Source organism: Corynebacterium sp. KPL2861, assembly GCF_040225475.1.
Classification (GTDB): Bacteria; Actinomycetota; Actinomycetes; order Mycobacteriales; family Mycobacteriaceae; genus Corynebacterium.
Genome location: NZ_JBEHFW010000001.1, coordinates 66,549 through 89,697 on the forward strand (window position 1 = coordinate 66,549; position 23,149 = coordinate 89,697).

Here is a 23,149-nt window from a genome sequence, read left to right on the forward strand (position 1 = left end):
AACTCACCGCCCCAGTATCGCAGATCCCCTAGACACAAGAAACTGTTCCACCCTCTCAATATTAGAACGCACATTCGAGCGCGACCGTGGATTAAGATCATTGATATGACGGCGGTAAGACACCGCCCGCAGCAAAAGCTCTTGCATGCCCGGCACGTGGCCAAACCGCTGGCAGATATCATCATCTACCACTTGCGCGATCAAACCATCCACGATCACGAGCGCGGCGCTCCACCCGGCCGGGCGCGCGGATTGGCTTGGCACGATATCCACAATCCCTGGTGGGTGCGCCCCATAAAAGACCGTGGTGGTCAGCAGGGCGGTATGGGCGGTGACCAAGGGGACATCAGCAAGCGCGGCCTTATCGTAGGCCTCCCCCGTCTCCGCCCAGGCGGTGCGCTCCGCGCGGGCGAAGGCATCATCGCGGTGCGTGCTCGGCGGCGCAGGCGCATTGGCCATGGCATCGTCCAAGCGCAAGGCCGTCTGCGCTGCTTCATCGATGCGCCCGGCGACCTCGCCGGGAAGGAACTGCGTCGCCTTCCATCCGGCGGCGGTGTGGCGGCCGTCGCTCGCGAGAACCGGCCGCGATACCCGCGCGCCCGGCACGCTTAGTTTTTCACGCACCTTGGCAGACCATGCCGCGAAGGGGCCGGCCTGGGAGTAAACCACGTCGCCCACCTTGATGCCGTTATCCCATACTGGGCCCAGCTGATCGCCTTGGGCCCGGCGCGACCCAGTCGCACCGGTTTCTGCGTGGAAGGCGCTTAAAACATGCTCTGGGGGAAGCGGCATCCAGTACTCCTTATTGGGGTTGGTGGGGATCCCTTTGCTCCGGATTGGGATATGGCCACGGGTTAGGCTCGCAGGTCACATCCTCATCAGGATAGACCTCCTTGGGATTGCGGTCATGCAATTGCTTATTGTTCAAACTCAGCGTCTGCTGCATCATCACTGGGGCCAATTTGCCCTCGCCGCCGCACTGCTGGTGGGAGGCATAGCCAATGGCATGGCCCAATTCGTGGTTGATGACGTACTGGCGGTAATTGCCCAAATCGCCCTCAAAGGGCGTGGCCCCGCGCACCCACCGCGCTTCATTAATGATGGTGGTGGATTCGCCGGTAAACTTGGTGTGGCAGGAGGTTTCCGTCTCGATCTTCTCGCCACAACGCTCAGCGGCCGTGGTCAGAGAGGTCAGCTGGATGCGGGTATCGGGATCGTCTGCGGAGGCGACGTGCTCGAATTCGAAGTCGCCTTGGGCGGTCCACCCGCGTGGATCCGCAAGGGTTGCCTCCACCATTGCGGCAAAGGCATCATCTCCGCCATAGGGAGCGGTATTGAGCCCATCTTCCACCTCGATGGAATAGCGCACCTTTTTCTCGCCACCCTCGCCGGCTACAGCGCCGGGGCGGCCGATTCCGTGGAAAGTGCCCTTGCCCTTTTTGGTGAAGTCACTTCCAGGGGGCATCTCACTGATCTCGCGCTCTACCGCCTCCGCATTCGCGGGGTCGGGGCCCGTGAGATCCTCGTGGGTAGGAGTGGCTGCGGTGGTTTCCGCGCTGGATGCATCGCCGTTGTCATCGGCCGAAGAGCCAGACGCGATATCCACAATCACCCAGACGGTAAGCAGCACCATCACGGGGATAGCCACCACACGCCACCAGCCGTACCGGCGGGCGAACCGGACCACCGGGTTCGGGTGATCCGGAATTCGCCCATGGCTCTGCTGAGCCTTGCGATTCTGCCTACTTTCCATAGGCATTGAGGGTACCCGGTTGTCTATTCAAAAACTGAATTAGCAAACCTTTAGAACGCCCCAAGCTTAGGCGCCGGCGAATCCGACGGACTGCTTCTTAGCGGCACCAACCTCGACGTACACCACACGCTCAGTGCGCACGAGGTACTTGCGGCCCTTGTCATCTTCTAGCTCCAACGTGGAGTTTTCTGCCAGGGCGCTATTAATCTTTTGCGTTAGCTCCGCCTGCTCACCACTGGTGCTAATGATCAGCTCGCGCGGGGTATCTGCAAAACCAAACTTGATATCCATAAAATTATCCTCCTCTAACTAGAGTTTTACATGCCAATGGCCCCACTATAACCATCCCGGCTACTATCAAGGTGTGTCTGTCATAAAACCCCAGCCACCGACCTTCGCGGAACTCGGCGTGGCCGCCGAAATCTGCGATGGGCTCGCTGACCGTGGCATCGCGCGAACCTTTGCAATCCAGGAATTAACCCTGCCCATTGCGCTCAATGGCCAAGACCTCATTGGCCAGGCGCGCACCGGCATGGGCAAGACCTTTGGCTTTGGCGTGCCGCTGCTCGATCGCGTTTTTGATGACGCGGATATTGCCCCACTGGATGGGACGCCGCGGGCGCTCATCGTCGTTCCCACCCGCGAGCTTGCCCAACAGGTCACCGCGGATTTGCAGGACGCGGCCGCGCACCTGCCGGTCCGCCTCGCCTCTATCTACGGCGGGCGCCCCTACGAGGAGCAGATTAAGCTCCTCCAGCGCGGCGTTGATGTGGTCATCGGAACGCCAGGCCGCCTGCTCGACCTGCACGAGCGCGGCGATCTGGTTCTGCGCCAAGTTGCCATCGTGGTACTCGATGAGGCCGATGAGATGCTGGACCTAGGCTTTTTGCCCTCCATAGAGGCCATTTTGGAAGCGCTCGATGGCAACGCGCACCAGACAATGCTGTTTTCTGCCACCATGCCAGGCGCCATTTTGAACTTATCGCGGCAGTTCATGAATAAGCCCGTACACATCCGGGCCGAATCGGAGGCGGATGAGGTCACGCACGAAACCACCCGCAAGGTCACCTTCCAGGCCCACCGCATGGATAAGGTGCCGGTCATCGCGCATATCCTACAGGCCCAAGGCCGGGGTCGCAGCATCATCTTTACCCGCACCAAGCGCTCCGCCGCGCAATTGGCCGATGACCTTGCTGCGCGCGGTTTCCACGTCGGCGCCGTGCACGGTGACTTGGGCCAAAAGTCCCGGGAGGCGTCCCTGCAGGCCTTCCGCTCGGGCGAGGTAGATATTCTCGTCGCCACCGATATCGCCGCCCGCGGCATCGATGTCGATGATGTCACCCATGTCATCAACTACCAGGTTCCCGATGATCCCATGACGTTTATCCACCGCATCGGGCGCACCGGCCGCGCTGGGCACACCGGCACCGCCGTCACCCTGGTGGGCTACGATGAGCTAGAAAAATGGCAGGTCATCAACGATGAACTAGGGCTTGATACCCCCGAGCCGCCGCAGTGGTTTTCCACCTCCCCGGAGCTTGCCCAGGCGCTTTCCATCCCCGCAGGCGTGCAGGAAAAGGTGGGGCCGACCACCAGCGTGATTGGCCAGCTTCCGGCGCGTAAACGGTCCGCGGCACAGCCCAAGCCACGTTCCCAGTCTCGGTCCCGGTCTCGGCGCGGTAATGGCAAGCCTCGAGGAGGGCGCCGATGACTAAGGCCCCCATCTTGCGGGCTACCGCAGCGGATTGGAAGGCTACCGGCATCATCGGCGCTGTCTGCGCCATTGCGGTGGGCGGCGCAGTCGCCACCGCCAATATCCACCAAGCGGACCTGCACCAAGAGGCGGTTCCTGGGAAAGGCGATGCGGCCGTGCTTGCCGATGTCCCCTCCTCGCTCACCCCCGCCTATAGCCTGCCCAACCAAGCCGTGCCCGGCCAATACCGCGCCATTTCCGCCCACGGCTTGAGCATTAGCCATGATGGCGATGTGCTTACCGCCACTAATGCCGATGGCTCCACAGCCTGGACCTACACCCGCAGCGATGCTGAGCTTTGCTCGCTATCGACTGCGTGGGGCAAGGTGGTTGCTACCTATCGCACGGGCGTGGGCTGCGGGGATACCGTTGCCATTGAAGCAGCGACGGGTGAATATGCCTCCACCCGCAGCGCTATCAATTCCCCGGAAGTTGTACCCGTGCAATCCAATGACCGGGTAGGTACCGTTTCTGCCGGGCGAATCGATCTGTGGCGCTCCGATCTCGTGCGCACCGTGGAATACGGCGAAGTGGAAGCCAAGCAAGAATCGCAGAAACAACCGCACGAGGATTGCACCATTTCTTCGGCGCTGACGCGTACTGAGAACCTGGCGCTGACGGAATCGTGCCCGGAGGACCCACATACCACCTGGTTAAGGTTTCAAGCCACCACCCCGGAGGATTCCCGGGAACCGGAAATGGACGCCGATGTCTCCTTGTCCCGCGATGGGGCGCGGCTTATCGCGGTGGGCCAGGACGCCGCCGCAGTCTATATCCCCGGCCCAGAACCCCACATCGAGTCTTATAACAACCAGGGCGAAAAGCTTTCTTCTACTCCCGTAAAGCCTTCCGCCGCCATCGAATCCGGTACAAGCCCTTTCGCCCCAGCCATAGCGGATCTCCCGCACCACATGACGTGGTTTGATGGGAAACGCCTCTACCTTTTAACCCCCAGTGATTTGCGGGTCGATCACGTCATTGACGGCGCCATCGGCACCCCAATCTCAGTGGCTGGGCACATGCTGATGCCCACCGAAAAGGGCATAGCTGTGGTGGACTGGTCTACCGGGAAGGTACTGCGCGAAATTGCCGTCGACCGCGGCGGCTACCGTGGTCCTGTCCACCTCACGTTGGCGGGCGAGACCATTGTAGAAACCCGGGGCGATACCGTGGTTGGCCTCAGCAGCGACTAAGCGAGTGCCACTCGCGCCTCCCGCGCGAATGGTCCCTTAGAAATTCGAGGCGGCCCACTCCGAGGACTCGCGCCTAAACATCAAGAGATAAAGCACCGCGACCGCGCTTAACAGGGTGATAGTTCCCAGCACCGGGGATCCACCGCTATACATTTGAAACGCGCTCGCGCCTAGGATGAGCTCTACGAGGACCACGGCGCCTCTTCCCCATCGCTTTCCTTTCACCATGGCCCAGGCGCCTGCGATGACGAAGCCAAAGACGATGAAGATAAAGATGGCGGTGCCAAGCCCCACAAAGCTTCCCGATCCGGAATCAGAAACCATCGAGTCATTTTCCGCGCCCACCGCTTCGCGCACGATGAGGAAAATACCAAAACAAATAACCGCGATGGATTGCACCGTGGCAATGCCTGCGCCTATAAGCACCGACTGCGGGGCACTATCCGGTGCTGCCGCTGGCGCTGCCGACTTATCTCGCTGCTGCTTATTTACCTGGCGTTTGTTCTGCTTAGACACAAATCCCCAGTCTACTAATGCGGCGCGGATTTTTTCTGTGCCACCCACGGCGGGGCCTCGATGTTGCCTGCAGTAGCGCGGGGGGCAGGGGGATGAACTGGGAGATTTGACGGTCTCTTCCTCACCACACTCACCGCATAGCACCTATAGCTGCAGCTCACAGCGATTCTCACAGGATTCTTTAAAATTTGATTTTGGCATTTATGGCCCCCACACCGCGCCTATTTACGTGATGTTAACCACAATTTAGCCCGTACCCCTAGCGGCGATCGGGTAAACATGTCATGATTCTCTAGTAGCAAAAAGAAAGAGGGCGTAAACCTCTTCTTAACCTGGAGGAAACTTCAGGTAACAACACCGTGAACCATAGGCGGCGGCGACGCTGGCCCGACCTCGAGACCGGGCCCCACTGCTAGCAGACCAGTTCACACACCACCTAAAAATCAAGGTGCTTTCCTGCCTCGCACGGATTGCGCTCGTATTTACTGCTGTCAAAAATTTGTTAGGAGATATCAATCATGGATTGGCGCCACGAAGCCGTTTGCCGCGACGAAGACCCAGAGCTGTTCTTCCCAGTAGGTAACTCCGGTCCTGCCCTTACCCAGATCGCTAAGGCCAAGCTGGTCTGCAACCGCTGCCCCGTTGCTTCTTCCTGCCTCAACTGGGCACTCGAGTCCGGCCTCGACGCCGGCGTCTGGGGCGGCCTGTCTGAAGAGGAGCGCCGCGCCCTCAAGCGTCGCCGCAATCGCGGCCGCGGCCGCTCCCGCGTGTCCGCCTAATAGCGCGGACCCGGGGAACCTAACACTCACCCCAATTTTCGTTTCGGCGCCCTTAGCCGCTACAGTTGAATAAAGTTCAGAAACCCTCAACGAAGGAGTGCGCAATGAGCAAGCGTGGTCGCAAGCGCAAGGATCGCCGCAAGAAGGCCGCTAATCACGGCAAGCGTCCTGGCGCATAACGTACAGCAAACATAAAGCCCGGCTTAGTTGGCAGTGCATTTCAGCACTACCCAGCCGGGCTTTTGCTATATCTACGTTAAGGTCTAAACAAGAAATTTCTGCATCCCAAAAACCCCAGAAGCCTCCAGAGGGTTTCGCAGCTCTGAAGGACGCTTCTTACCAGCGGGATTCGATCTCCGTAATTTCTACCGAGATACGGCGGCGCAGCGATTGCGGTGCCTTAGCTTGGCCGGCACAGCAATTGCGCACGAGGGAGCGGACGAGCTCTTCGCGCTCTAGGCGTTGCTGGCAAAAATCGCATTGGGCGATGTGCTCGCGGATGGCTAAAGCGCGGGCGTAGGTTGTGGATTCATCAAGAAGCTCGCAAAATAGGTTGTGTACCTCAGTGGAGCTGCACGCACCACAGTTCTTTCCGGTTGCGCCTTCCATTACTTGTCCTCCATGTCCGGGTGTTCTAATCCAATTCCTTGTTCACGTGCTACGTCCTTCAACGCCTTCCGGAGCATTTTTCTTCCACGGTGTAGGCGGGACATCACCGTTCCCAATGGAGTATCCATGATTTCGGCGATTTCTTTGTACGCTAAGCCCTCTACATCGGAGTAGTAGACCACCATCCGGTAATCCTCCGGCAGGTCATTAATGGCCTGCGAAATGGACCTATCTGGCATCTCTTTAAGCGCTGCCACCTCGGCGGATTCCAAGCCGGTGGAATCGTGTCCCGCGGTGGTATAGAGCTGAAAATCACTCAGATCATCGGCAGAAGACTCGGTAGGACGGCGCTTCGCCTTGCGATAGGAGTTGATGTAGTTATTGGTCATGATGCGATAAAGCCATGCCTTCAGATTCGTTCCCTGCTTAAAGGAATGGAAGGACTTATAGGCCTTCAGATAGGTCTCTTGCACCAAGTCTTCCGCGTCTTGCGGGTTTCGCGTCATGCGCAGCGCGCCGCCATAGAGCTGATCGAGCAGCGGGAGCGCTTCCTTTTCAAAGCGGCGCTGCAGCTCCTTTTCGCTCACTGTTTCTTTAACCACACAATCTATCCTAACGTCTCACGCTAAAATTCCTATATGGCCAAAAAGTCCCCGCATGCCGCTACCCCGGCGCTGAAAGTCATCGAAGATGCCGGAGTGAAACACTTCGTATCCACCTTCGAGGCAGGCAAAAATCACTTCGGTGACCACGCCGCGGCGGCCTTAGACGTAGAACCCGAGCGCGTGCTGAAAACGCTCATCATTGATCTCACCGCGGGCAAAGGTCCGCGCCGCGAGTTGGCGGTGTGCGTGATTCCCACCACGCACCATTTAAGCCTCAAGAAGGCGGCCGCCGCCCTTGGCGTATCTAAGGCCGCCATGGCGCAGGTGCACGATGCCGAGAAATCCTCAGGCTACGTGCATGGCGGTATTTCCCCGCTCGGACAAAAGAACCCGCTGCCCACGGTGATCGAGGAATCCGCGGTGCTTTTCGATACCGTCTTTATCTCCGGCGGCCGCCGCGGCTTGGACATCGAGCTCAACGCAGAAGACCTCGCATACTTGTGCGGGGCCGACTTTGCCGATCTACTGGCGGATGAGTAGCTCCGGGTAGTCATTAGAGACCGTCCCCACGGCCTTATCCACCGCGTGATACTCAAATCCCCGCAGGCCCGTGGGCGCTAGCAGCTCCTTGGCCTCCTCGGCGCTGCCCTCGAGCCAGGTGCGCATCTCTTCCGGTGCCAAAAATCGCGGCAACCGGTGGTGCAGCCACTCCATCTCTTCGGTAGCCGCAGTAGTCACGATGGTGGCAGAGAGTCGGTCCAACCCGGTATCCCAAAGCCCCGCGGCCCACAGCAGACCGTGTTCTAAGTGAACGTAATACGGCGTCTTGGTGGAGCCATCCTTATTCCACTCGTAATAGCCGTTCATGGGGATAAGGCAGCGCTGGGATTTAAAGGCGGTGCGAAAAGATGGTTTGCTTGCCACCGTTTCTGCTCGGGCATTAAAAAGCGGCGGGCCTTCCATGTCTTTCTTCCACTGCGGCAACAGCGCCCACCGCGCGGGATCGACTTCGGCCAGTTCTTCGCGCACGCGCACGATGGGAATGGGCTGGGTCGGGGCAATGTTATATCGCGGCCCAGGCGTGCCCTGTGGGGCGTGGACTTCCTGGACACCTGGGAGGTTTCCCACCTCATCGAGGAGGGACTCGGTAAAAAGAACGAATCTTCCGCACATGGCCTCTATTATGGACACTATGTCTCAACCTTGGACCGCCCCGCTGGCTACCAGCCCCGTTACGGGGGAACACCAGGTGCCAGGATCGAAATCGATTACCAATCGCGCCTTCATCCTGGCCGCGCTGGCTGATTCCCCGTCCATCCTGCACGCCCCACTGGTATCGCGCGATACGCAACTGATGGAGGACGCGCTCAGTGCCATGGGGGTTCGCTTCACCCATGACGGCGCCGATATCCACGTCCAACCTGGGAAGCTGCACGGTGCCACGGTGGATTGCGGGCTGGCCGGCACGGTGATGCGCTTTGTGCCGCCGGTCGCGGCGCTGGCGGATGGCCCGGTGCGCGTCGATGGCGATAAGCAGGCCTATAACCGCCCCATGTCCACGACTCTGGATGCACTGCGCAGCCTCAGCGTTGATGTGGAAGGAGGTAGCCTACCCTTTACGGTGTCCGCCAACGGCGTGCCAGAAGGCGGCAAAGTCACCATCGATGCTTCTGGTTCTTCCCAGTTCGTCTCCGGCCTGCTGCTGAGCGGGGCGCGCTTTTCCCAGGGCATCCAGCTCACCCACGAGGGCGGCCAGCTGCCATCTATGCCGCACGTGGAAATGACGGTGGGCATGCTGCGCCAGGCGGGCGTGCGCGTGGATTCTGACGGCACGACGTGGACGGTGCACCCCGGCCCCATCGCCGGCCGCGAATGGTTCATCGAGCCAGATCTCTCCAATGCCACGCCGTTCCTCGCCGCCGCGGCGGTCAGCGGCGGGCGCCTGACCATCAAGAATTGGCCGGCGAATACCACCCAGCCGGGCGATGCCATCCGCCATATCCTGCTGGATATGGGCGTGATGGTAACCCAGGAGCACAACAGCGTCACGGCAGAGGGCAACCCGGCAGGCAAGCTGCAGGGCATCGAGCGCAATATGGGCGATATCGGGGAGCTTACCCCCACCGTTGCGGCCCTGTGCGCGCTCGCGGAAACGCCGTCGCGGCTCACGGGCATTGCCCACCTGCGCGGCCACGAGACCGACCGCTTGCAGGCGCTCGCGGCGAATATCAATGCGCTGGGCGGTAGGGTCTCCGAGCTTGACGATGGCCTGGTGATCGAACCCGCCGAACTCCACGGCGGCGACTGGCCCTGCTACGCCGATCACCGCATGGCCACCGCCGGTGCCATTCTGGGTTTGCAGGTCCCAGGGATCCAGATTGAGGATATTTCCACCACCTCCAAGACCTTGCCCGGTTTCGCCCGCATGTGGGAGACGATGCTACACCCCGACCAACAGGATATACATGGCTAGACGTTTCGGTTCCTTTGATGAATCTGATGTGCGCGTGCGCCCCGGCAAGGGCTCGCGCCCGCGCACCAAGGATCGGCCCAAGCACAAAAATGCCAAATACGGCATGGTAATCACCAAGGACCGCGGGCGGTGGGGCGTTGCGCTTGACGATGGCCCCCAGGTCACCGCCATGCGCGCCCGCGAGCTGGGCCGCACCGCCATCGAGGTCGGTGACCGCGTCGGCGTGGTTGGTGATACCTCTGGTGCGAAGGACACACTGGCGCGCATCGTCAAGCTGGCGGATCGCACCTCCGTACTGCGCCGCACGGCCGATGACACGGATCCGTATGAGCGCATCGTGGTGGCCAATGCCGATCAATTGCTGATCGTTTCCGCCGTGGCCGACCCGCCCCCGCGATCCGGCTTTGTCGAGCGCGCCTTGATTGCCGCATTCGTGGGCAACCTCCACCCCATCTTGTGCCTTACCAAGACCGATCTCGCGGACCCGACGCCGTTTGCAGAAGAGTTCGCCGATTTGGATGTCACCGTGGTCGAGGCCGGGGTCGAAGACGGCCTCGATGCCGTGCGCGCGCAGGTAGATGACCATATCACCGCGCTCATCGGACATTCCGGGGTGGGCAAATCCACGCTAGTTAACCGGCTGGTCCCAGATGCGGAAAGGGAAACGGGGGAAGTATCGGGCATCGGCAAGGGCCGGCATACCTCGACGCAATCGGTGGCACTCCCCTTGCCCACCGATGCTGCTGGCACCGACTCCCAGGGCGGCTGGATCATCGATACGCCGGGCATTCGCTCCTTTGGGCTGGCGCACGTGGACGCGGATACCGTCCTCGGCGTCTTCGAAGACCTCGCTGCGGCTATTGAGGAATGCCCGCGCGGCTGTACGCACGCGGGTCCACCGGCGGATCCCGAATGCGGGCTCGATGATCCAGAAATCATTCCCGAGGGCACCGCTACCGCCCGCCGGCGCGATGCGGTACGCGGGCTGCTACAAGCCCTGCGCACCAACGTGGAGTGGGAAAACTAGCGCGGCTTAGAGCAATTCCACGAGGAAGGGCAACTCCGTGGGGTGGTAGAAGGCCATGAAGTTATCAAGGGCATCTCCCACCGCGAGCTCCGCGTCCTCATCGCCCAGGTCCGCGGAATCAATGGCCTCGATGGCCTTGGCGGTTGCCTCTTCGGATTCTTCAATATCCACGTGAATGGCGGCGAGATTATCAGTGCCAAACTGCGCCGGCTGAAGCTCCACCACCGGCTCGCCCATATCTGGGCGCGGGGTGACTGCAGTTTCATCAACATCGATGGAAATGACCACGCGCCGGTGCGGGAACTTCTCCTCGTCCCCAATGGTCAACAGGCGCAGCGAAGCCATGGAGGCCTCGAGGAAGGCCGAGTAGGCAATCTCTTCTTCATCGCCTGCGGTATAAAAATCCCGCAGCGCTGGGGTGACCATGAATCCCCACCCAGAGCGCGCCGCGAGCGTTCCGGTCTCAGCGAGCTCCGCCAGCATGGCATAGGTCGCCGGAATATAGACGCGGGCTTGAGCCACTAAAATTCCCCTTCAATATCGAATACGGCTTGAATTTCTACAGACACGCGGTCGAAGCTGGTGTACAAGAAACCGATCATCCCGGCATCGACGGCGGCGCGCACGTTGAGGATCGAATCATCGACCATGACGCAATCGCTCAAGGGCAGCTCGAGGGCATCGGCAGCCGCTTGGAAGGCCGCAACCTCCGGCTTTTCCGCCCCGATTTCGCCAGACAGCACCACGGCATCGACGTTGCCGCGGTATTCCCACTCGCGAATGTGCTCAGCGCCGGAACCGCCCGGGTCATTAGACAAGATAGCGGTTGCGGCACCATTTGCCTTCGCCGCAGATAGCAGAGCCTTCCAGCGGCGATTGTCCTCTTCAGCGCCATCGAGGACGCCGACATAGTCAACGATGAGACCACGCATATTTTTAATCCTTCAGTACACGAATACTTTGTAACTCCCGAAAGTATAGCGAACTGCGCTTATATTCTCGCCCGCCTCATACAGGAAACTGCCAGAAATAGCGCGCGCAGCGCCTCCATGAGATAATTATCACGCGTTCGCCTCCTGCCCTTTTTCGCAGGAGCACTCATTTCACCATGTATGAGCCCATTCCCGGCTACTCTCACCTCAAGCTATATATCGCCCCGCACCGCATCCATTACGGCCGCCTACCCACAACGGCCGAGGTTGCCACCCAGCACCATATCCAAGCCTGGGTCGTCTTTATCCTTGAGGTCGCCGCCGGCTACCGCCCCATTGCTCACCTCAATTCCCCGCGCTTTTCGGATTCCATCCGCCTGCATATAGGTTCTTGGGTGCACCGCCGAAAAAGCCCCTATGACAGCGATGCCATGCGCCTTACCAGCCTGCACGCGCGGCCCAACGGCGAGTACTTCGGTTCCGCGGTCATCGGCACCCAGCGCCACGCCTTTACCGGCTCCGCCACGGACCAGGGCCTGCGCTCGTTTCGGCTGCTCTAAAACTGACAGCACCCCTCCCTCTTCCCCACCGCCCGAGGGCGGGGAGGAAGGGGAAGGGGAAGGGGCGCAAAAGAGCGCGAGGGTTTATGCCTCTACGGTTTCTTGGCCTGCAGGTCCAGAGCCCGAGTCGCCACCGGATTCTTGGTTTTCTTCCTGCTGCTTAAACTGCTTGCGCAGCATGAACAACTGGCGCACGGTTTCTTCCTTCACGCCCTCATTCATGGCGTTGAACATATCGCCACCCTCCTTCTGGTATTCCACCAGCGGGTCGCGCTGCGCCATCGCGCGCAGGCCGATGCCCTCTTTGAGATAGTCCATCTCATAGAGGTGCTCGCGCCATTTCTGGTCAATGATGGGCAGGATGACCATGCGCTCGGTATTGCGCATCTGCTTGTCTCCGCCGATAGCAGAAACGGCTTCCTCCAGTTTGTCGTACTCCCGGTTCGCATCGGTGACGAGGGCATCGCGCAGCTGCTCCGCGGTGAGCTCGCCTGGGGAACCGTACTCGGAGCCTTCCACCAATTCTTCTGGGGACATCGTGGGGCCGTACAGCGCCTCGAGGGCATTCCAGAGTTCCTCGAGGTTCCAGTCTTCGACATAACCGGTGGCGGTAGCGCCCGCGACGTAGGCAGAGACCGTGTCATCGATCATGGTGCGGATATCGTCCTTGATGTCATCGGCATCGAGGATGGAATAGCGCGTGGAGTAAACCACCTTGCGCTGTTCATTGAGAACCTCATCGTACTTCAGCACGTTCTTGCGCATCTCGAAGTTCTGGTTCTCCACCTGCGCCTGGGCACCCTTGATGGAGTTCGAGACCATCTTGGCCTCGATGGGGACATCATCAGGCACGTTGAGGCGGTTCATCATGTGCTCCATGGACTGGCCCACAAAGCGCACCATCAATTCATCGCGCATGGACAGGTAGAAGCGCGTCTCGCCCGGGTCACCCTGACGGCCGGTACGACCGCGCAGCTGGTTATCGATGCGGCGGGACTCGTGGCGCTCGGTGCCCAAGACATAGAGACCGCCCGATTCGCGCACCTCATCGCCCAAGCGATTCGAGCGCTCTTTCTCGCCGTCGATCTCGGCTTCCCAGGCCTCCTGGTATTTTTCCTCATCCTCAAAGGGGTCGAGACCGCGTTCGCGCAGCTTCTCATCGAGGATGACTTCCGGGTTACCGCCGAGCACGATATCGGTACCACGGCCGGCCATGTTGGTTGCCACGGTCACGGTGCCGGGGCGGCCCGCACGGGCAATGATCTGGCCCTCTTCTTCGTGGTGCTTGGCGTTGAGCACGTTGTGCTGCACGCCGCGCTTGGTCAGCAGCTGCGACAGGTATTCGGAGCGCTCCACGGAGGTGGTACCGACCAAGACCGGCTGGCCGTTTTCGACGTGTTCTGCAATATCATCAACCACCGCGGCGAATTTTGCCTCTTGCGTCTTGTAAATGCGGTCCGAATGGTCGGTGCGCTGGTTCGGCTTATTGGTAGGAATAGGAACCACATCCAGCCCATAGATGGAATGCAGCTCCGCGGCTTCCGTTTCCGCGGTACCGGTCATGCCGGAAATCTTTTCATAGAGGCGAAAGAAGTTCTGCAGGGTAACGGTCGCCAGCGTCTGGTTCTCGTTTTTGATCTCCACCTGCTCCTTGGCTTCAATGGCTTGGTGCATGCCCTCGTTGTAGCGGCGACCGGCCAAAACGCGGCCGGTAAAGCCATCCACGATCATGACTTCGCCGTTGCGGACGATGTAGTCCTTATCGCGGGTAAAGAGCTCCTTGGCCTTCAACGCGTTATTGAGGTAGGAAACCAACTGGGAGTGCTCCGGCGCGTAGAGGTTATCAATGCCGAGCTGATCTTCGACGTACTCCACGCCCTCTTCCAAGACACCGATGGTGCGCTTTTTGTGGTCCACTTCGTAGTGGATTCCCTCGCGCATGCGCGGGGCCAGCTGCGCAAAGACGCCGTAGAACTGGGAGGAGCCATCAACCGGGCCGGAAATAATAAGTGGGGTACGGGCTTCATCGATAAGAATCGAGTCCACCTCATCCACGATGCAGAAGTTGTGTCCGCGCTGAACTACATCATTGAGGGTGCGCACCATGTTATCGCGCAGGTAATCAAAGCCCAGCTCATTATTGGTGCCGTAAGTGATATCGCAATCGTAGGCTTCCTTGCGCTCTTGCGGGCGCATTTCTGCCAAGATAACGCCCACGGACAGGCCCAACCAGCGGTGCACACGCCCCATCATCTCGGCGTCGCGCTTGGCCAGGTAGTCATTGACCGTGACGATGTGTACGCCCTCGCCCTCCAAGGCGTTGAGGTAAGCGGGCAACAAGGAGGTCAGGGTCTTGCCCTCACCGGTGCGCATCTCTGCAACATTGCCAAAGTGCAGGGCGGCACCGCCCATGATCTGCACTGGGTAGTGCTTTTGCCCCAGGACGCGCCAAGCGGCTTCGCGGACGGTAGCAAAAGCATCGAGCAAGATGTCGTTCTTTTCTTCGCCATCCTTTAGGCGAGTTTTGAACTCGTCGGTCTTGGCCTTTAGCTCATCGTCCGAAAGCTCCGCGTACTGATCCTCGAGTGCAATTACATCGTCTGCTATCTTGCCCAGGCGCTTGACCGTACGGCCCTCGCCCGCGCGCAGCAGCTTGGAAAGTCCAAACACTATTCGTTAGTCCTTCTTTTCGCGACACATTCGTTAACTTCCCGCAATTGTACTCACGCCACTGCCCTTGTCGCGTTCTACCCGCCCTTAAACGATAGTGATTTCACACTAACGACACTAAGAAAACGGATGGCTCACAAGAGCATGACAAATCCCCCTTCCCCGCCTCATCGAGCAAAAACCCGATAGGTGGGAAGGGGGAAATAAAGAGGTTTAGCGCTCTAGGCGGGCGCCGGAGGCTCTAGCCCTCTGCATCCTCGGACAAGGAGATGATGCCGTAGTCGAAAGCGTGGCGGCGGTAAACCACGGATGGCTTGTTGTTTTCCTCGTTGACAAAGAGGAAGAAATCGTGACCAACCAGCTCCATTTCGCTCAAGGCATCGTCCACACTCATCGGGGTGGCCGGGTGCTCCTTGGTGCGCACGATCTGGCCGGGGCGAACATCCTCGACGGTCTCGGCATAAGGATCAACCAAGCGCTCTTCCTTGGCGCGCTGTGCTTCTGCCTCCGCAACCATCTCGGCGGCAATTTCGCCAGTTCCCTTCTGTGCGCGGTGGCCGCCCTTGACGTATTCACGGCGCACCTTCACCTTCCGCAGGGAGCGTTCCATCTTCCCCATCGCGGTTTCCAGCGCTGCGTAGAAGGAGTCTTCCTTAGCCTCTGCGCGGGCGATGTGACCCTTGCCGGTTGCGGTGATCTGGATGCGGTCGGACTCTGCTTCGCGGCGTGGGTTTGGCTCGTGCTGCAATTCCACGTGGAAGAAGGTCAATGTGGGATCAAGGCGTTCAATCTTTGCCAGCTTCTCGTTGACGCGCTCCTGGAAGTGTTCCGGTACATCAACGTTACGGCCCGTAATTGTTACCTGAGCTTTGTTTGGCTGGGACATTGAGATGCCTCCCTTTGGTAGTGGGGACTAGAAACAATCACAGTAACTGTTCCTCTGTGACACCTCTAATAATACCAGTGGTTATGACCTGATGGCATTAGGGGGTAACACCGTGCACCCCACCCTGTGATGTGCCTTAAGCATCGGCAAAAGCCAACGCCCCATAGACCGTGGCGCCGGCGGCGCGCAGGGCCGCCATGCTGGCCGCGAGGGTGGCACCGGTGGTTATAACGTCATCGACAAGCAGCGCCTGCTCACCGCCCACCGGGGTGCTAACCCCCACGCGCCCCTGCAGGTTCGCCCACCTATCCTGCGCATTGAGCTCGGATTGATCCGCCGTATCCGCGCCCATGGTAAGCGCCTCGCGCACACGCAGGCCCTGCTGTCGTCTCGCCGCACCCTGGCACATGGCCGTTACGGGATCGCCGCCGCGCATGCGCGCCGAGCGGCGACGAGTAGGTGCCGGCACCAGGCACAGCTCGCGGGGAATCTCGCCACGGGCGGCCAAGTGCGCCACGCCCGCGGCCACCACAGCACCGATATAATCGCGCACCTCCCTATTGCCCTGTTCCTTCATGCTGATGATGATATTGCGGCGAATATCGGAATAGGACCCTAGGGTAAATACCGGTGCCCCCAAAAGCCGCGGGCGGCTTACCAAGTAAGGAGGCTGGCGCAGGTGCTCACGGCACTGCGGACACAAGACATGTCCGGGCGCCCGGCACCCGGCGCACGCACGCGGAAAAATCAGCTCTCGCACGCTCACGGCGCGACACCACCCCATGCCCGAAAGGTCCTCTGCGGCAGCGCGGCCGCCTTCTAATCGGACACGATAGGCGAAGAACGCCGGCCCTGCAGGCCGGGCACCTCGCGCCAGTTCACCTCATCTACCACCGTGGCAGGAAGTTCCAGCATGGCATGGGAATCCGTAATATAAAGCTTCGAGGGCGAGGTAGCCACCGCAACTACCGGGGCGGTGATATTACCCGTCGGCATGGTAGAAGCCGAGGAACCATCTTGCTCGATGCGCCATACCGGCGACTGCCCAGAAGACGTGCCCACGATGAGCGAGCCATCGTTATTCCAATCCAGCGACAGTGCCGAGCCGGATACCTCAGGGCCCACCTCGCGGGCGTTGACAATGCGCTTTTCACCGCTGCTGGATTGGGCCACCGCGGCGATGTAGACGTGGCCATCAATGATCATCGCCGCACGTGCGCCGCTATGGGATAAGCGGATAACGGAGATTTCGCCCTCGATATCGTCGATGCTGCGGGCATCGACCTCGGATTCTGAGATCCGCCCGGTGGTCTTGGATCGCACGACGCGTACGATGCGGTCACCATCGACCACCGTCCAAGCGGCCTGCCCATTAAATTCGAAGGTGGGCCGCGCCAGCGTCTTCCCGTCGACCGAGTCCTGCATGGCGGAGCCGATTTCGCCCATTTGCAATTTGAAGTCACCATTAGACTTCCGGCTGACCGCCGCAATCATGCCGGACTCGGTGACATCGACCGACTGCACATTGCCGCTCGAGCCCAAGGCACCAGTGATCGGCTCGGCCACCCCACTATCGACTTCCAGCACGTTGCCCTCGTTCAAGGCGTACAGCGTGGACAGGGAATTGCTATTGATCTTGGGGTTATAGTCAGCAAAATCATCCACGCTGACGGTGTCCATGCCTTCTACCAGGTTGCTACCATCGGCCTTGACCTTAAAGGGGCCGATATGCCCGGCATCAGAAAGCGTCCAGACCAATTGCGCGGCAAAGCGGGTGCGGTCATTTTCATCCAGTTCTGACAACCCCTCGAACTGGTATCCGTTTTCATTGTCATAGCCGGCGAAGGTGACCTGTTCATCCGCTGCCCGGCGGGTGGCAGGGGCAATGCTGCTGGACGGGCCTTCCATCAAGAGGGTGATCAGCGTGGACTCGGATTCCTCGCTGCCTTTATAGAGCCACCGGCGATCCGGGACAAGGACGTCATCGGTTTGTTTATAAAAATAGAGCGATTGCGGGGTGTAATGATTGCGCAGCTCATTGCGCTCAATGACCAATCCTGCCGGCAACCCATTAATAAGCCACTGGTCATCCACCATTTTCATATCAATGGTAGCTTCGTAGCCTTCATTTTCCGGCACATATGCCCCACCGGATTTTAGCCGTCCGATGATGGTGCCCCGCACATTAAATGAGCGCACATCCTCCGCGGTATTTTGTTTCTTATCGGGCGCGGTCACGATATCCAGGCTATCGACCACCATGACATCGCCCGAGGAATCCCAGGCCCCGCGGGCGGAATCCGTAAGGAATCCACGGGCCGCATCGTGATCATTGGTGGGAATGGCCGCAGCGCGGTAAAAATCGCGCAGGGTAAGGTCCGGGTCCGCCCCCACCTCTGGGGTAATGACTTCTTCCGGACCATCGGGCTGATTGTGGTAGGTACCTACGACCTGGGGGCTCGTATCGTGCGGCAAGGTTGAACAACCGGTGACAAAGCACAGCGCCGCCACCGCGCCCACGGCGGTGTGCCGCCGCCATATTCCCTTCATAATGACCGAATTCATTTATTTATCCCCCTTAAAATCCGGCGCCTTATAGGAGCGCCTCTCTGGCGACGCGGCCCCGCGATTGCGCTCGCGTTCGGAGGGCCACAGGATGCCATCACCATCCGCCTCAGATGCCTCCGCCGAGTCATCGTCGATGCCGATTCCGCGGCCTACCACTGAGCTATTGCTTGGCGATGCCCCACCGGCACCACCCTCGTCCTCGTCATCTGCTGCACCAGCTTCCGCTGTACCAGCTTGCCCGGTGTCGGCACCGCTAGCTGCGTCGGCAGCGGCGCCAACAGCGGCGCCGGTTGCGCCGCTGGGGTCAGAGGAAGCAGGGGCATCGGCAAGCCCGTCGTGCGCGGCGTCTGAACCAGTGCCCGGGGCGCCTGGAATCTCTCGGGAGATGGGCTCTTCACCAATCTCGGTATTCGGCTCGCGCGGGATGATGAGGCGGAAGCGGGAGCCGTAGCCAAATATGCCAAATGCATCGAGCGTGCCGCCGTGCAGGGCCGCGTCCTCGCGGGCGATGGCAAGGCCCAGCCCAGTGCCGCCAGAGTGGCGCTTGCGGGAAGAATCCGCGCGCCAGAAACGGTTGAATACCAGTTCTTCTTGTCCAGGTTTCAGGCCCACGCCGTGGTCCGTAACGGCTACGCCCACGGCCTTATCTGTGGTGGCGATATCGATCACCACAGGATTGCCCTCAGAGTGGTCGATGGCATTGGCCAAGAGGTTGCGCAAAATGCGCTCGATGCGGCGCGAATCGGCCTGGATGGAAATCCGCTCATCCGGCATATTGCGAACGACCTCCACGTCGAGCTTCTGCGCCAAATGCTCGACCTGTCGGTAGGCGGCATCCACGCAGGAGCGCAGGTCAATGGCCGTGGTGGATAGGTCCGCCACGCCGGCATCGTGGCGGGAAATCTCCAGCAGATCCGCGAGCAGCTCCTCGAAGCGGTCCAGCTCCCTGGACATGAGCTTGGAGGCGCGCTGCGCGCCCGCGGGCAGGCTATCGGCCTCAGATTCGATGAGGTCTGCGGCCATGCGCACGGTGGTAATGGGGGTGCGCAGCTCGTGCGAGACATCGGAAGTAAATTGCCTCTGCAAATCGCCGTATTCCTCCAGCTGCGCAATCTGGGAGGACAATTTATCCGCCATATTATTAAAGGAGGCGGCAAGCCGGCCCATCTCATCGTCCCGGTCCACGGCCATGCGCTCCTTGAGGTGGCCGGCGGCCAGGCGCTGGGCGATGCGGGACGCGGACTTGATCGGGGTAATGACCTGCTGGGTAGCCAACCAGGCAATGCCCACCAGCAAGACCACGACCACCACGCCGGCGGCAGAGAGCAGGCCGCGCATAAGCGCCATCGTTGATTCTTCAGATTCCATGGACAGGGCAAGGTAGACCTGCAGATTCGGAATCTCGGCATCGGTGGGTGTGCCCACCATGAGCGCGTTATAGTAATCGCCATTGCCGCGCGGGACGGGGTAATACTGCTGCGCAATCTGGTCTTGGCCCACCATCTGCCGCATTTGTTCCGGCACCGGGAAATCCTCCGGCGAGGTGGTGATGGAACCATCCTGGTTTTCCACCACGATGACGGGTTCATACACGGCCTGCGCATCGCCTTGTTGCGCAGAGAGCTGATCCAAGGAAGCGCGGGCGGAATTGATGCGCACCTGCACCGAGTTGGCCGAGCTGGTGGCATCGATTTGCTGCTCCACCGCCGTGCGGGCACGCTCGAGTTCCTGCAGCGCCACGTCTTCTTTTTGGGATACCAACCGCTGGGTCAGCACGGAGACTAAGGCGTAGGCCAAGATGATCATGACCACTGAGGAGGCGACCACAATCATGCCGATAACGCGCGCCTGCAATGAGGTGCGCAGCGTATCTACTATGGCGTCACGAATGCGCCGCACGCGGTCCAGAATTCTGATGATTCCTTACTCCCCGGCACCGGCCTTGCCGGTCTTATACCCCACGCCACGCACGGTCAGCACGATCTGCGGATCTTCCGGATCGTGCTCGATCTTGGCGCGCAGGCGCTGGACGTGCACGTTAACCAAACGAGTATCGGAGGCATTGCGGTAGCCCCAGACGGACTCCAGGAGTGACTCGCGGGTATGCACCTGGCCTGGGTGGCGCGCCATTTCCAGCAGGAGATCGAACTCCAGCGGGGTCAGGTTTAATTCGGTGCCATCGGTGCGGCGCACCGTGTGTTCCGGCACGTCGATGATCAGGTCGGCGACCTCCAGAGTTTCTGGCTCCGCAGAATCGGTGCGGCGCAGGCGCGCCCGAATGCGGGCGATGAGCTCCTTCGGCTTAAAGGGCTTGGTGATGTAATCATCCGCGCCGGATTCAAGGCCCAAGACCACGTCCACGGTATCGGTCTTGGCGGTAAGCATTACAATGGGCACCGCGGATTCGCGCCGGATGGTGCGGCAGATATCCACACCATTCATGCCCGGCAGCATAAGATCCAAAAGGATGAGATCCGGTTCGTGCTCGCGGAAGGCAGGAACGGCGTCGTTGCCATCCATGACGGGGACGGGATTGAGTCCCTCAGATTCAAGTACAATGGTCAGCATTTCCGAGATCGCTGGATCATCATCCACAACCAAAATCGTTGGCGCCACGTTTTAATCTCCTACAAGGTCATTTATTGCTGCCGTAATAGTATCCGCATCGGCGGTGGCGATCCAGCGCCCACCCCAACCGGATTCGACCAAGCGCCGGTAGGCGGCGGCGGTGCGCTCTTGCAATCCCCCATCGCGTTCATAGTGGTCGCGCTCGCGGGTGGAATCGGTGGCGGCCCGGGACTGTGCTCTTGCCGATGCCACCTCCACCGCCGTATCCACATACACCTGCAGGTCTGCGTGTGGCAGGCCCAAGGTGCCAAATTCTAGGTCATAGACCCACTGGAAGAGGCTATCGTCGCGCAACCGAGCCGCGGAATAGGCGGCGTTGGAGGCCACATAGCGATCCAAGATCACTACCTCGCGGGTTTCCTTCGCCGCCAGCAATTCCTCTTTTATCCCAAAGCGGTCGAGGGCGAAGAGCGTGGCCATACCGTAGGCCGAATCCGTAAGATCGCCCATCTTTCCGTAGAGCGCCTCGCGCGCGAGCTGCGCGTGGATGGAGGTCTCATAGCGCGGAAAGGCTATGGTCCTTACCGGGACTTCGAGGGCGTCTCGCACTGCGGTCGCAAGCGTATTTTTTCCGGCGCCGTCAATGCCTTCAATGCTTATGAGCATGGTGAGATACGCAGAATCCTTTCTGCTCTGTGGCGGCGCCTTTGGCACCGAGGGACATGGTTTTAAGAAAGCGCCTCGATAAACGGTTCCACGTCGTAGTCTTCTTCGACGGTGTCCAAGATCTCAAGGGCGTTTTCGGTCAAGGTATCGTCAACAGTCCCCACCAAGCCCCTAATATAGGGGTAGTCCTCGACGGTTTCGCTGGCGCTGAACGGCGCGCCTGCCCAAATGGCGGCGATCGTAGCCGCAGCGTGGGCATTGAGTTGCTCTTCCTCGGTTAAATCGTTCTTGCTGCGAGCTACCTCGCAGGCGTCCTGTACTGCGCGGATTACCCCTTCTTCATCGAGGTTTGCCAATTCATCTAAAAAATCCACGTTGAGATCGGTGCTAAAAATCTCTTCGTCCCAGCTGCTCATTTCTCACTCCTTCGACGGGTTTAGCGCCATTTATACACGCTTTTCCGTCGCAGAAAAATCGGGCATGAAAAGGATTGCATAGAAAATCCACTTTCCCATTTGTGCATTGTTTACATATCACGGATTTTGCAGGCTGTCGCGGAAATTCCAATGCATGATACTGTCGTTATCAACTTGTTACCCACCCTATGCAACTAAGAAAGGAGGGCACGATGAAGCCAGATTCACGTCGCGTGTACGTGTTCATCGTGCTCGGCCTTATCGCCGCCGTCGTCGTGGGAGTGGGCGTGTGGCGCATGAGCACTCCGAGCGCCCATTACTCCAATGCCGCGAATGAGTCCCCGACCTCTACTGTGGCACCAAAAAATACCTCCGCTGAAGAATCGACGACATCGTCGACACATAAAAAGCCTTCGACGGAAAACTCCGCCCCAGCAAAGTCCAATTCTGGCGCTGATGAATCAGACCATCAGCACCCGAAAACGACGGACCCATACTTGGCGCCCAATGCCGTCACGCATCCCCACGCGGCCACCCGCCCTACCAAGGTGTACCGCCCCGGAAATGTGTACTCTCCAGACGCTTCCGCTAATAACGCCCCGTCCACACAGGGCGGCCAGGCTCCGCAGAGTGGTAACGGTGCCGGCACTAGGCAGGCAGTCCCAGATACCCCCAGCAAGCCGGATAACCAAGCGCCGTCCTCCCCAGCACCAAGCTCATCTGCTCCCTCCCCTGCCCCAGGCGAAGAAAAGCCAGGTCAAGGCGATCAGGGTGGAGAGTCCGGAAAACCGGTAGAACCCGCCGGATCAGAAACCCCGGAGCCGCCATCGACGCAGACTCCACAAAAGTCATATACAAAGGGGAGCGCGCAGCGCACCCCAGCGGCTCCTGACGCCACCACAGAGGGGCACGGTGCCGGAGCGGGAGCGCCTTCTAGCGCACCGCAGGCGAAAAACAAATCACACGCCGAGCCGGCAGCAACCGGGAAGCCTGCCCCTACGCAACAGTCCGGCAACCAGGAGCCCACGGATCTCCCGGCAACGGGAAGCTCTGCCGCAGGATCTTCCGCCGCGCGTTAAGTCCTCTACGCGGCTAGCACAACTGGTATCAGGGAGTTAGCCTCAGCCAAACGCGGCCAAGACCTAAAAGGCCCCCTTGCTGGGATTTTCCAGCAA

Annotated in this window: 26 protein-coding genes; 9 read left to right on the top strand and 17 right to left on the bottom strand. The window is 60.0% G+C overall.

The window, feature by feature from the left end:
* Positions 1-3: 3 nt before the first annotated feature.
* The 3 genes from ABRP84_RS00295 to ABRP84_RS00305 all read right to left on the bottom strand — a co-directional run bounded on the left by ABRP84_RS00295 (position 4) and on the right by ABRP84_RS00305 (position 2,044).
* Positions 4-792, bottom strand: coding sequence for a hypothetical protein (locus ABRP84_RS00295; protein ID WP_023025673.1), 789 nt, complete (start codon positions 790-792; stop codon positions 4-6).
* Between the two features lie 10 nt (positions 793-802).
* Positions 803-1,753: a DUF3152 domain-containing protein gene (locus ABRP84_RS00300; RefSeq protein ID WP_051138424.1), complete on the bottom strand. Its 951-nt coding sequence runs from the start codon at positions 1,751-1,753 to the stop codon at positions 803-805.
* 66 nt (positions 1,754-1,819) lie between these two features.
* Complete coding sequence (locus ABRP84_RS00305; protein ID WP_023025669.1) at positions 1,820-2,044, bottom strand: DUF3107 domain-containing protein; 225 nt, start codon at positions 2,042-2,044, stop codon at positions 1,820-1,822.
* A 73-nt stretch (positions 2,045-2,117) separates the two neighbouring features.
* Between ABRP84_RS00305 and ABRP84_RS00310 the strand changes: the two genes are divergently transcribed.
* Both ABRP84_RS00310 and ABRP84_RS00315 read left to right on the top strand, forming a co-directional pair.
* The gene (locus ABRP84_RS00310; protein ID WP_023025665.1) at positions 2,118-3,464 is read left to right on the top strand and encodes a DEAD/DEAH box helicase; all 1,347 of its coding nucleotides are present in this window, start codon (positions 2,118-2,120) and stop codon (positions 3,462-3,464) included.
* Positions 3,461-4,699 carry an Rv3212 family protein gene (locus tag ABRP84_RS00315; RefSeq protein ID WP_023025663.1) on the top strand — a complete coding sequence of 413 codons (1,239 nt, stop codon included), beginning with the start codon at positions 3,461-3,463 and terminating at the stop codon, positions 4,697-4,699. Before ABRP84_RS00310 ends, ABRP84_RS00315 begins: the two co-directional genes overlap by 4 nt.
* A gap of 36 nt (positions 4,700-4,735) precedes the next feature.
* Here ABRP84_RS00315 and ABRP84_RS00320 read toward each other — a convergent pair whose 3' ends face one another.
* A complete protein-coding gene (locus ABRP84_RS00320; RefSeq protein ID WP_034659662.1) occupies positions 4,736-5,215 on the bottom strand; it encodes a hypothetical protein in 480 nt (159 codons plus the stop codon).
* 518 nt (positions 5,216-5,733) lie between these two features.
* Here ABRP84_RS00320 and ABRP84_RS00325 point away from each other — a divergent pair.
* Positions 5,734-5,994 (top strand): WhiB family transcriptional regulator, encoded by a 261-nt coding sequence (locus ABRP84_RS00325; RefSeq protein ID WP_005277545.1) that lies wholly within the window; start codon positions 5,734-5,736, stop codon positions 5,992-5,994.
* 104 nt (positions 5,995-6,098) lie between these two features.
* Positions 6,099-6,173 carry a 50S ribosomal protein bL37 gene (locus ABRP84_RS11260; RefSeq protein WP_369707509.1) on the top strand — a complete coding sequence of 25 codons (75 nt, stop codon included), beginning with the start codon at positions 6,099-6,101 and terminating at the stop codon, positions 6,171-6,173.
* Between the two features lie 157 nt (positions 6,174-6,330).
* Here ABRP84_RS11260 and ABRP84_RS00330 read toward each other — a convergent pair whose 3' ends face one another.
* A complete protein-coding gene (locus ABRP84_RS00330) occupies positions 6,331-6,603 on the bottom strand; it encodes an anti-sigma factor (RefSeq protein WP_005281801.1) in 273 nt (90 codons plus the stop codon).
* A complete protein-coding gene (locus ABRP84_RS00335; protein WP_005277540.1) occupies positions 6,603-7,205 on the bottom strand; it encodes a sigma-70 family RNA polymerase sigma factor in 603 nt (200 codons plus the stop codon). Before ABRP84_RS00335 ends, ABRP84_RS00330 begins: the two co-directional genes overlap by 1 nt.
* Before the next feature lie 36 nt (positions 7,206-7,241).
* Here ABRP84_RS00335 and ybaK point away from each other — a divergent pair, with 36 nt between their 5' ends.
* Positions 7,242-7,748 (top strand): Cys-tRNA(Pro) deacylase, encoded by a 507-nt coding sequence (gene ybaK, locus ABRP84_RS00340; RefSeq protein ID WP_023025641.1) that lies wholly within the window; start codon positions 7,242-7,244, stop codon positions 7,746-7,748.
* Here the strand turns inward: ybaK and ABRP84_RS00345 are convergent.
* Entirely contained in the window at positions 7,731-8,381 is a 651-nt protein-coding gene (locus tag ABRP84_RS00345) for an SOS response-associated peptidase (protein WP_023025639.1), read from the bottom strand. The two genes, ybaK and ABRP84_RS00345, sit on opposite strands and share 18 nt — an antisense overlap.
* Between ABRP84_RS00345 and aroA the strand changes: the two genes are divergently transcribed.
* Both aroA and rsgA read left to right on the top strand, forming a co-directional pair.
* Entirely contained in the window at positions 8,380-9,681 is a 1,302-nt protein-coding gene (gene aroA, locus ABRP84_RS00350; RefSeq protein WP_034659655.1) for a 3-phosphoshikimate 1-carboxyvinyltransferase, read from the top strand. The two genes, ABRP84_RS00345 and aroA, sit on opposite strands and share 2 nt — an antisense overlap.
* On the top strand, positions 9,674-10,708 hold the full coding sequence (gene rsgA / locus ABRP84_RS00355) for a ribosome small subunit-dependent GTPase A (protein WP_023025634.1): 1,035 nt from the start codon (positions 9,674-9,676) through the stop codon (positions 10,706-10,708). Before aroA ends, rsgA begins: the two co-directional genes overlap by 8 nt.
* Positions 10,709-10,714: 6 nt before the next feature.
* On the opposite strand, the gene ABRP84_RS00360 is transcribed toward rsgA, so the two are convergent.
* Positions 10,715-11,230: a DUF6912 family protein gene (locus tag ABRP84_RS00360; RefSeq protein WP_023025632.1), complete on the bottom strand. Its 516-nt coding sequence runs from the start codon at positions 11,228-11,230 to the stop codon at positions 10,715-10,717.
* On the bottom strand, positions 11,230-11,640 hold the full coding sequence (locus ABRP84_RS00365) for an HAD-IA family hydrolase (RefSeq protein ID WP_005281786.1): 411 nt from the start codon (positions 11,638-11,640) through the stop codon (positions 11,230-11,232). Before ABRP84_RS00365 ends, ABRP84_RS00360 begins: the two co-directional genes overlap by 1 nt.
* A 176-nt stretch (positions 11,641-11,816) precedes the next feature.
* Between ABRP84_RS00365 and ABRP84_RS00370 the strand changes: the two genes are divergently transcribed.
* Entirely contained in the window at positions 11,817-12,200 is a 384-nt protein-coding gene (locus ABRP84_RS00370; protein ID WP_023025630.1) for a hypothetical protein, read from the top strand.
* Between the two features lie 84 nt (positions 12,201-12,284).
* Here the strand turns inward: ABRP84_RS00370 and secA are convergent, their stop codons facing one another.
* The 8 genes from secA to ABRP84_RS00410 all read right to left on the bottom strand — a co-directional run bounded on the left by secA (position 12,285) and on the right by ABRP84_RS00410 (position 21,974).
* A complete protein-coding gene (secA, locus tag ABRP84_RS00375; protein ID WP_349851985.1) occupies positions 12,285-14,870 on the bottom strand; it encodes a preprotein translocase subunit SecA in 2,586 nt (861 codons plus the stop codon).
* A 241-nt stretch (positions 14,871-15,111) separates the two neighbouring features.
* Complete coding sequence (gene hpf / locus ABRP84_RS00380; RefSeq protein ID WP_284642289.1) at positions 15,112-15,756, bottom strand: ribosome hibernation-promoting factor, HPF/YfiA family; 645 nt, start codon at positions 15,754-15,756, stop codon at positions 15,112-15,114.
* Positions 15,757-15,892: 136 nt separating this feature from the next.
* Positions 15,893-16,417: a ComF family protein gene (locus ABRP84_RS00385; protein ID WP_284869880.1), complete on the bottom strand. Its 525-nt coding sequence runs from the start codon at positions 16,415-16,417 to the stop codon at positions 15,893-15,895.
* Between the two features lie 158 nt (positions 16,418-16,575).
* Positions 16,576-18,321, bottom strand: a complete 1,746-nt coding sequence (gene lpqB / locus ABRP84_RS00390) for an MtrAB system accessory lipoprotein LpqB (RefSeq protein ID WP_349851988.1) — start codon at positions 18,319-18,321, stop codon at positions 16,576-16,578.
* The gene (gene mtrB, locus ABRP84_RS00395) at positions 18,322-20,157 is read right to left on the bottom strand and encodes an MtrAB system histidine kinase MtrB (protein WP_502879764.1); all 1,836 of its coding nucleotides are present in this window, start codon (positions 20,155-20,157) and stop codon (positions 18,322-18,324) included.
* 90 nt (positions 20,158-20,247) lie between these two features.
* Positions 20,248-20,940 (bottom strand): MtrAB system response regulator MtrA, encoded by a 693-nt coding sequence (gene mtrA, locus ABRP84_RS00400; protein WP_005281774.1) that lies wholly within the window; start codon positions 20,938-20,940, stop codon positions 20,248-20,250.
* A 3-nt stretch (positions 20,941-20,943) separates the two neighbouring features.
* On the bottom strand, positions 20,944-21,558 hold the full coding sequence (locus ABRP84_RS00405; RefSeq protein WP_349851990.1) for a dTMP kinase: 615 nt from the start codon (positions 21,556-21,558) through the stop codon (positions 20,944-20,946).
* 62 nt (positions 21,559-21,620) lie between these two features.
* A complete protein-coding gene (locus ABRP84_RS00410) occupies positions 21,621-21,974 on the bottom strand; it encodes a DUF4259 domain-containing protein (RefSeq protein ID WP_349851992.1) in 354 nt (117 codons plus the stop codon).
* A gap of 212 nt (positions 21,975-22,186) precedes the next feature.
* Between ABRP84_RS00410 and ABRP84_RS00415 the strand changes: the two genes are divergently transcribed.
* Positions 22,187-23,053: a hypothetical protein gene (locus ABRP84_RS00415; protein ID WP_349851994.1), complete on the top strand. Its 867-nt coding sequence runs from the start codon at positions 22,187-22,189 to the stop codon at positions 23,051-23,053.
* Positions 23,054-23,149: the final 96 nt, after the last annotated feature.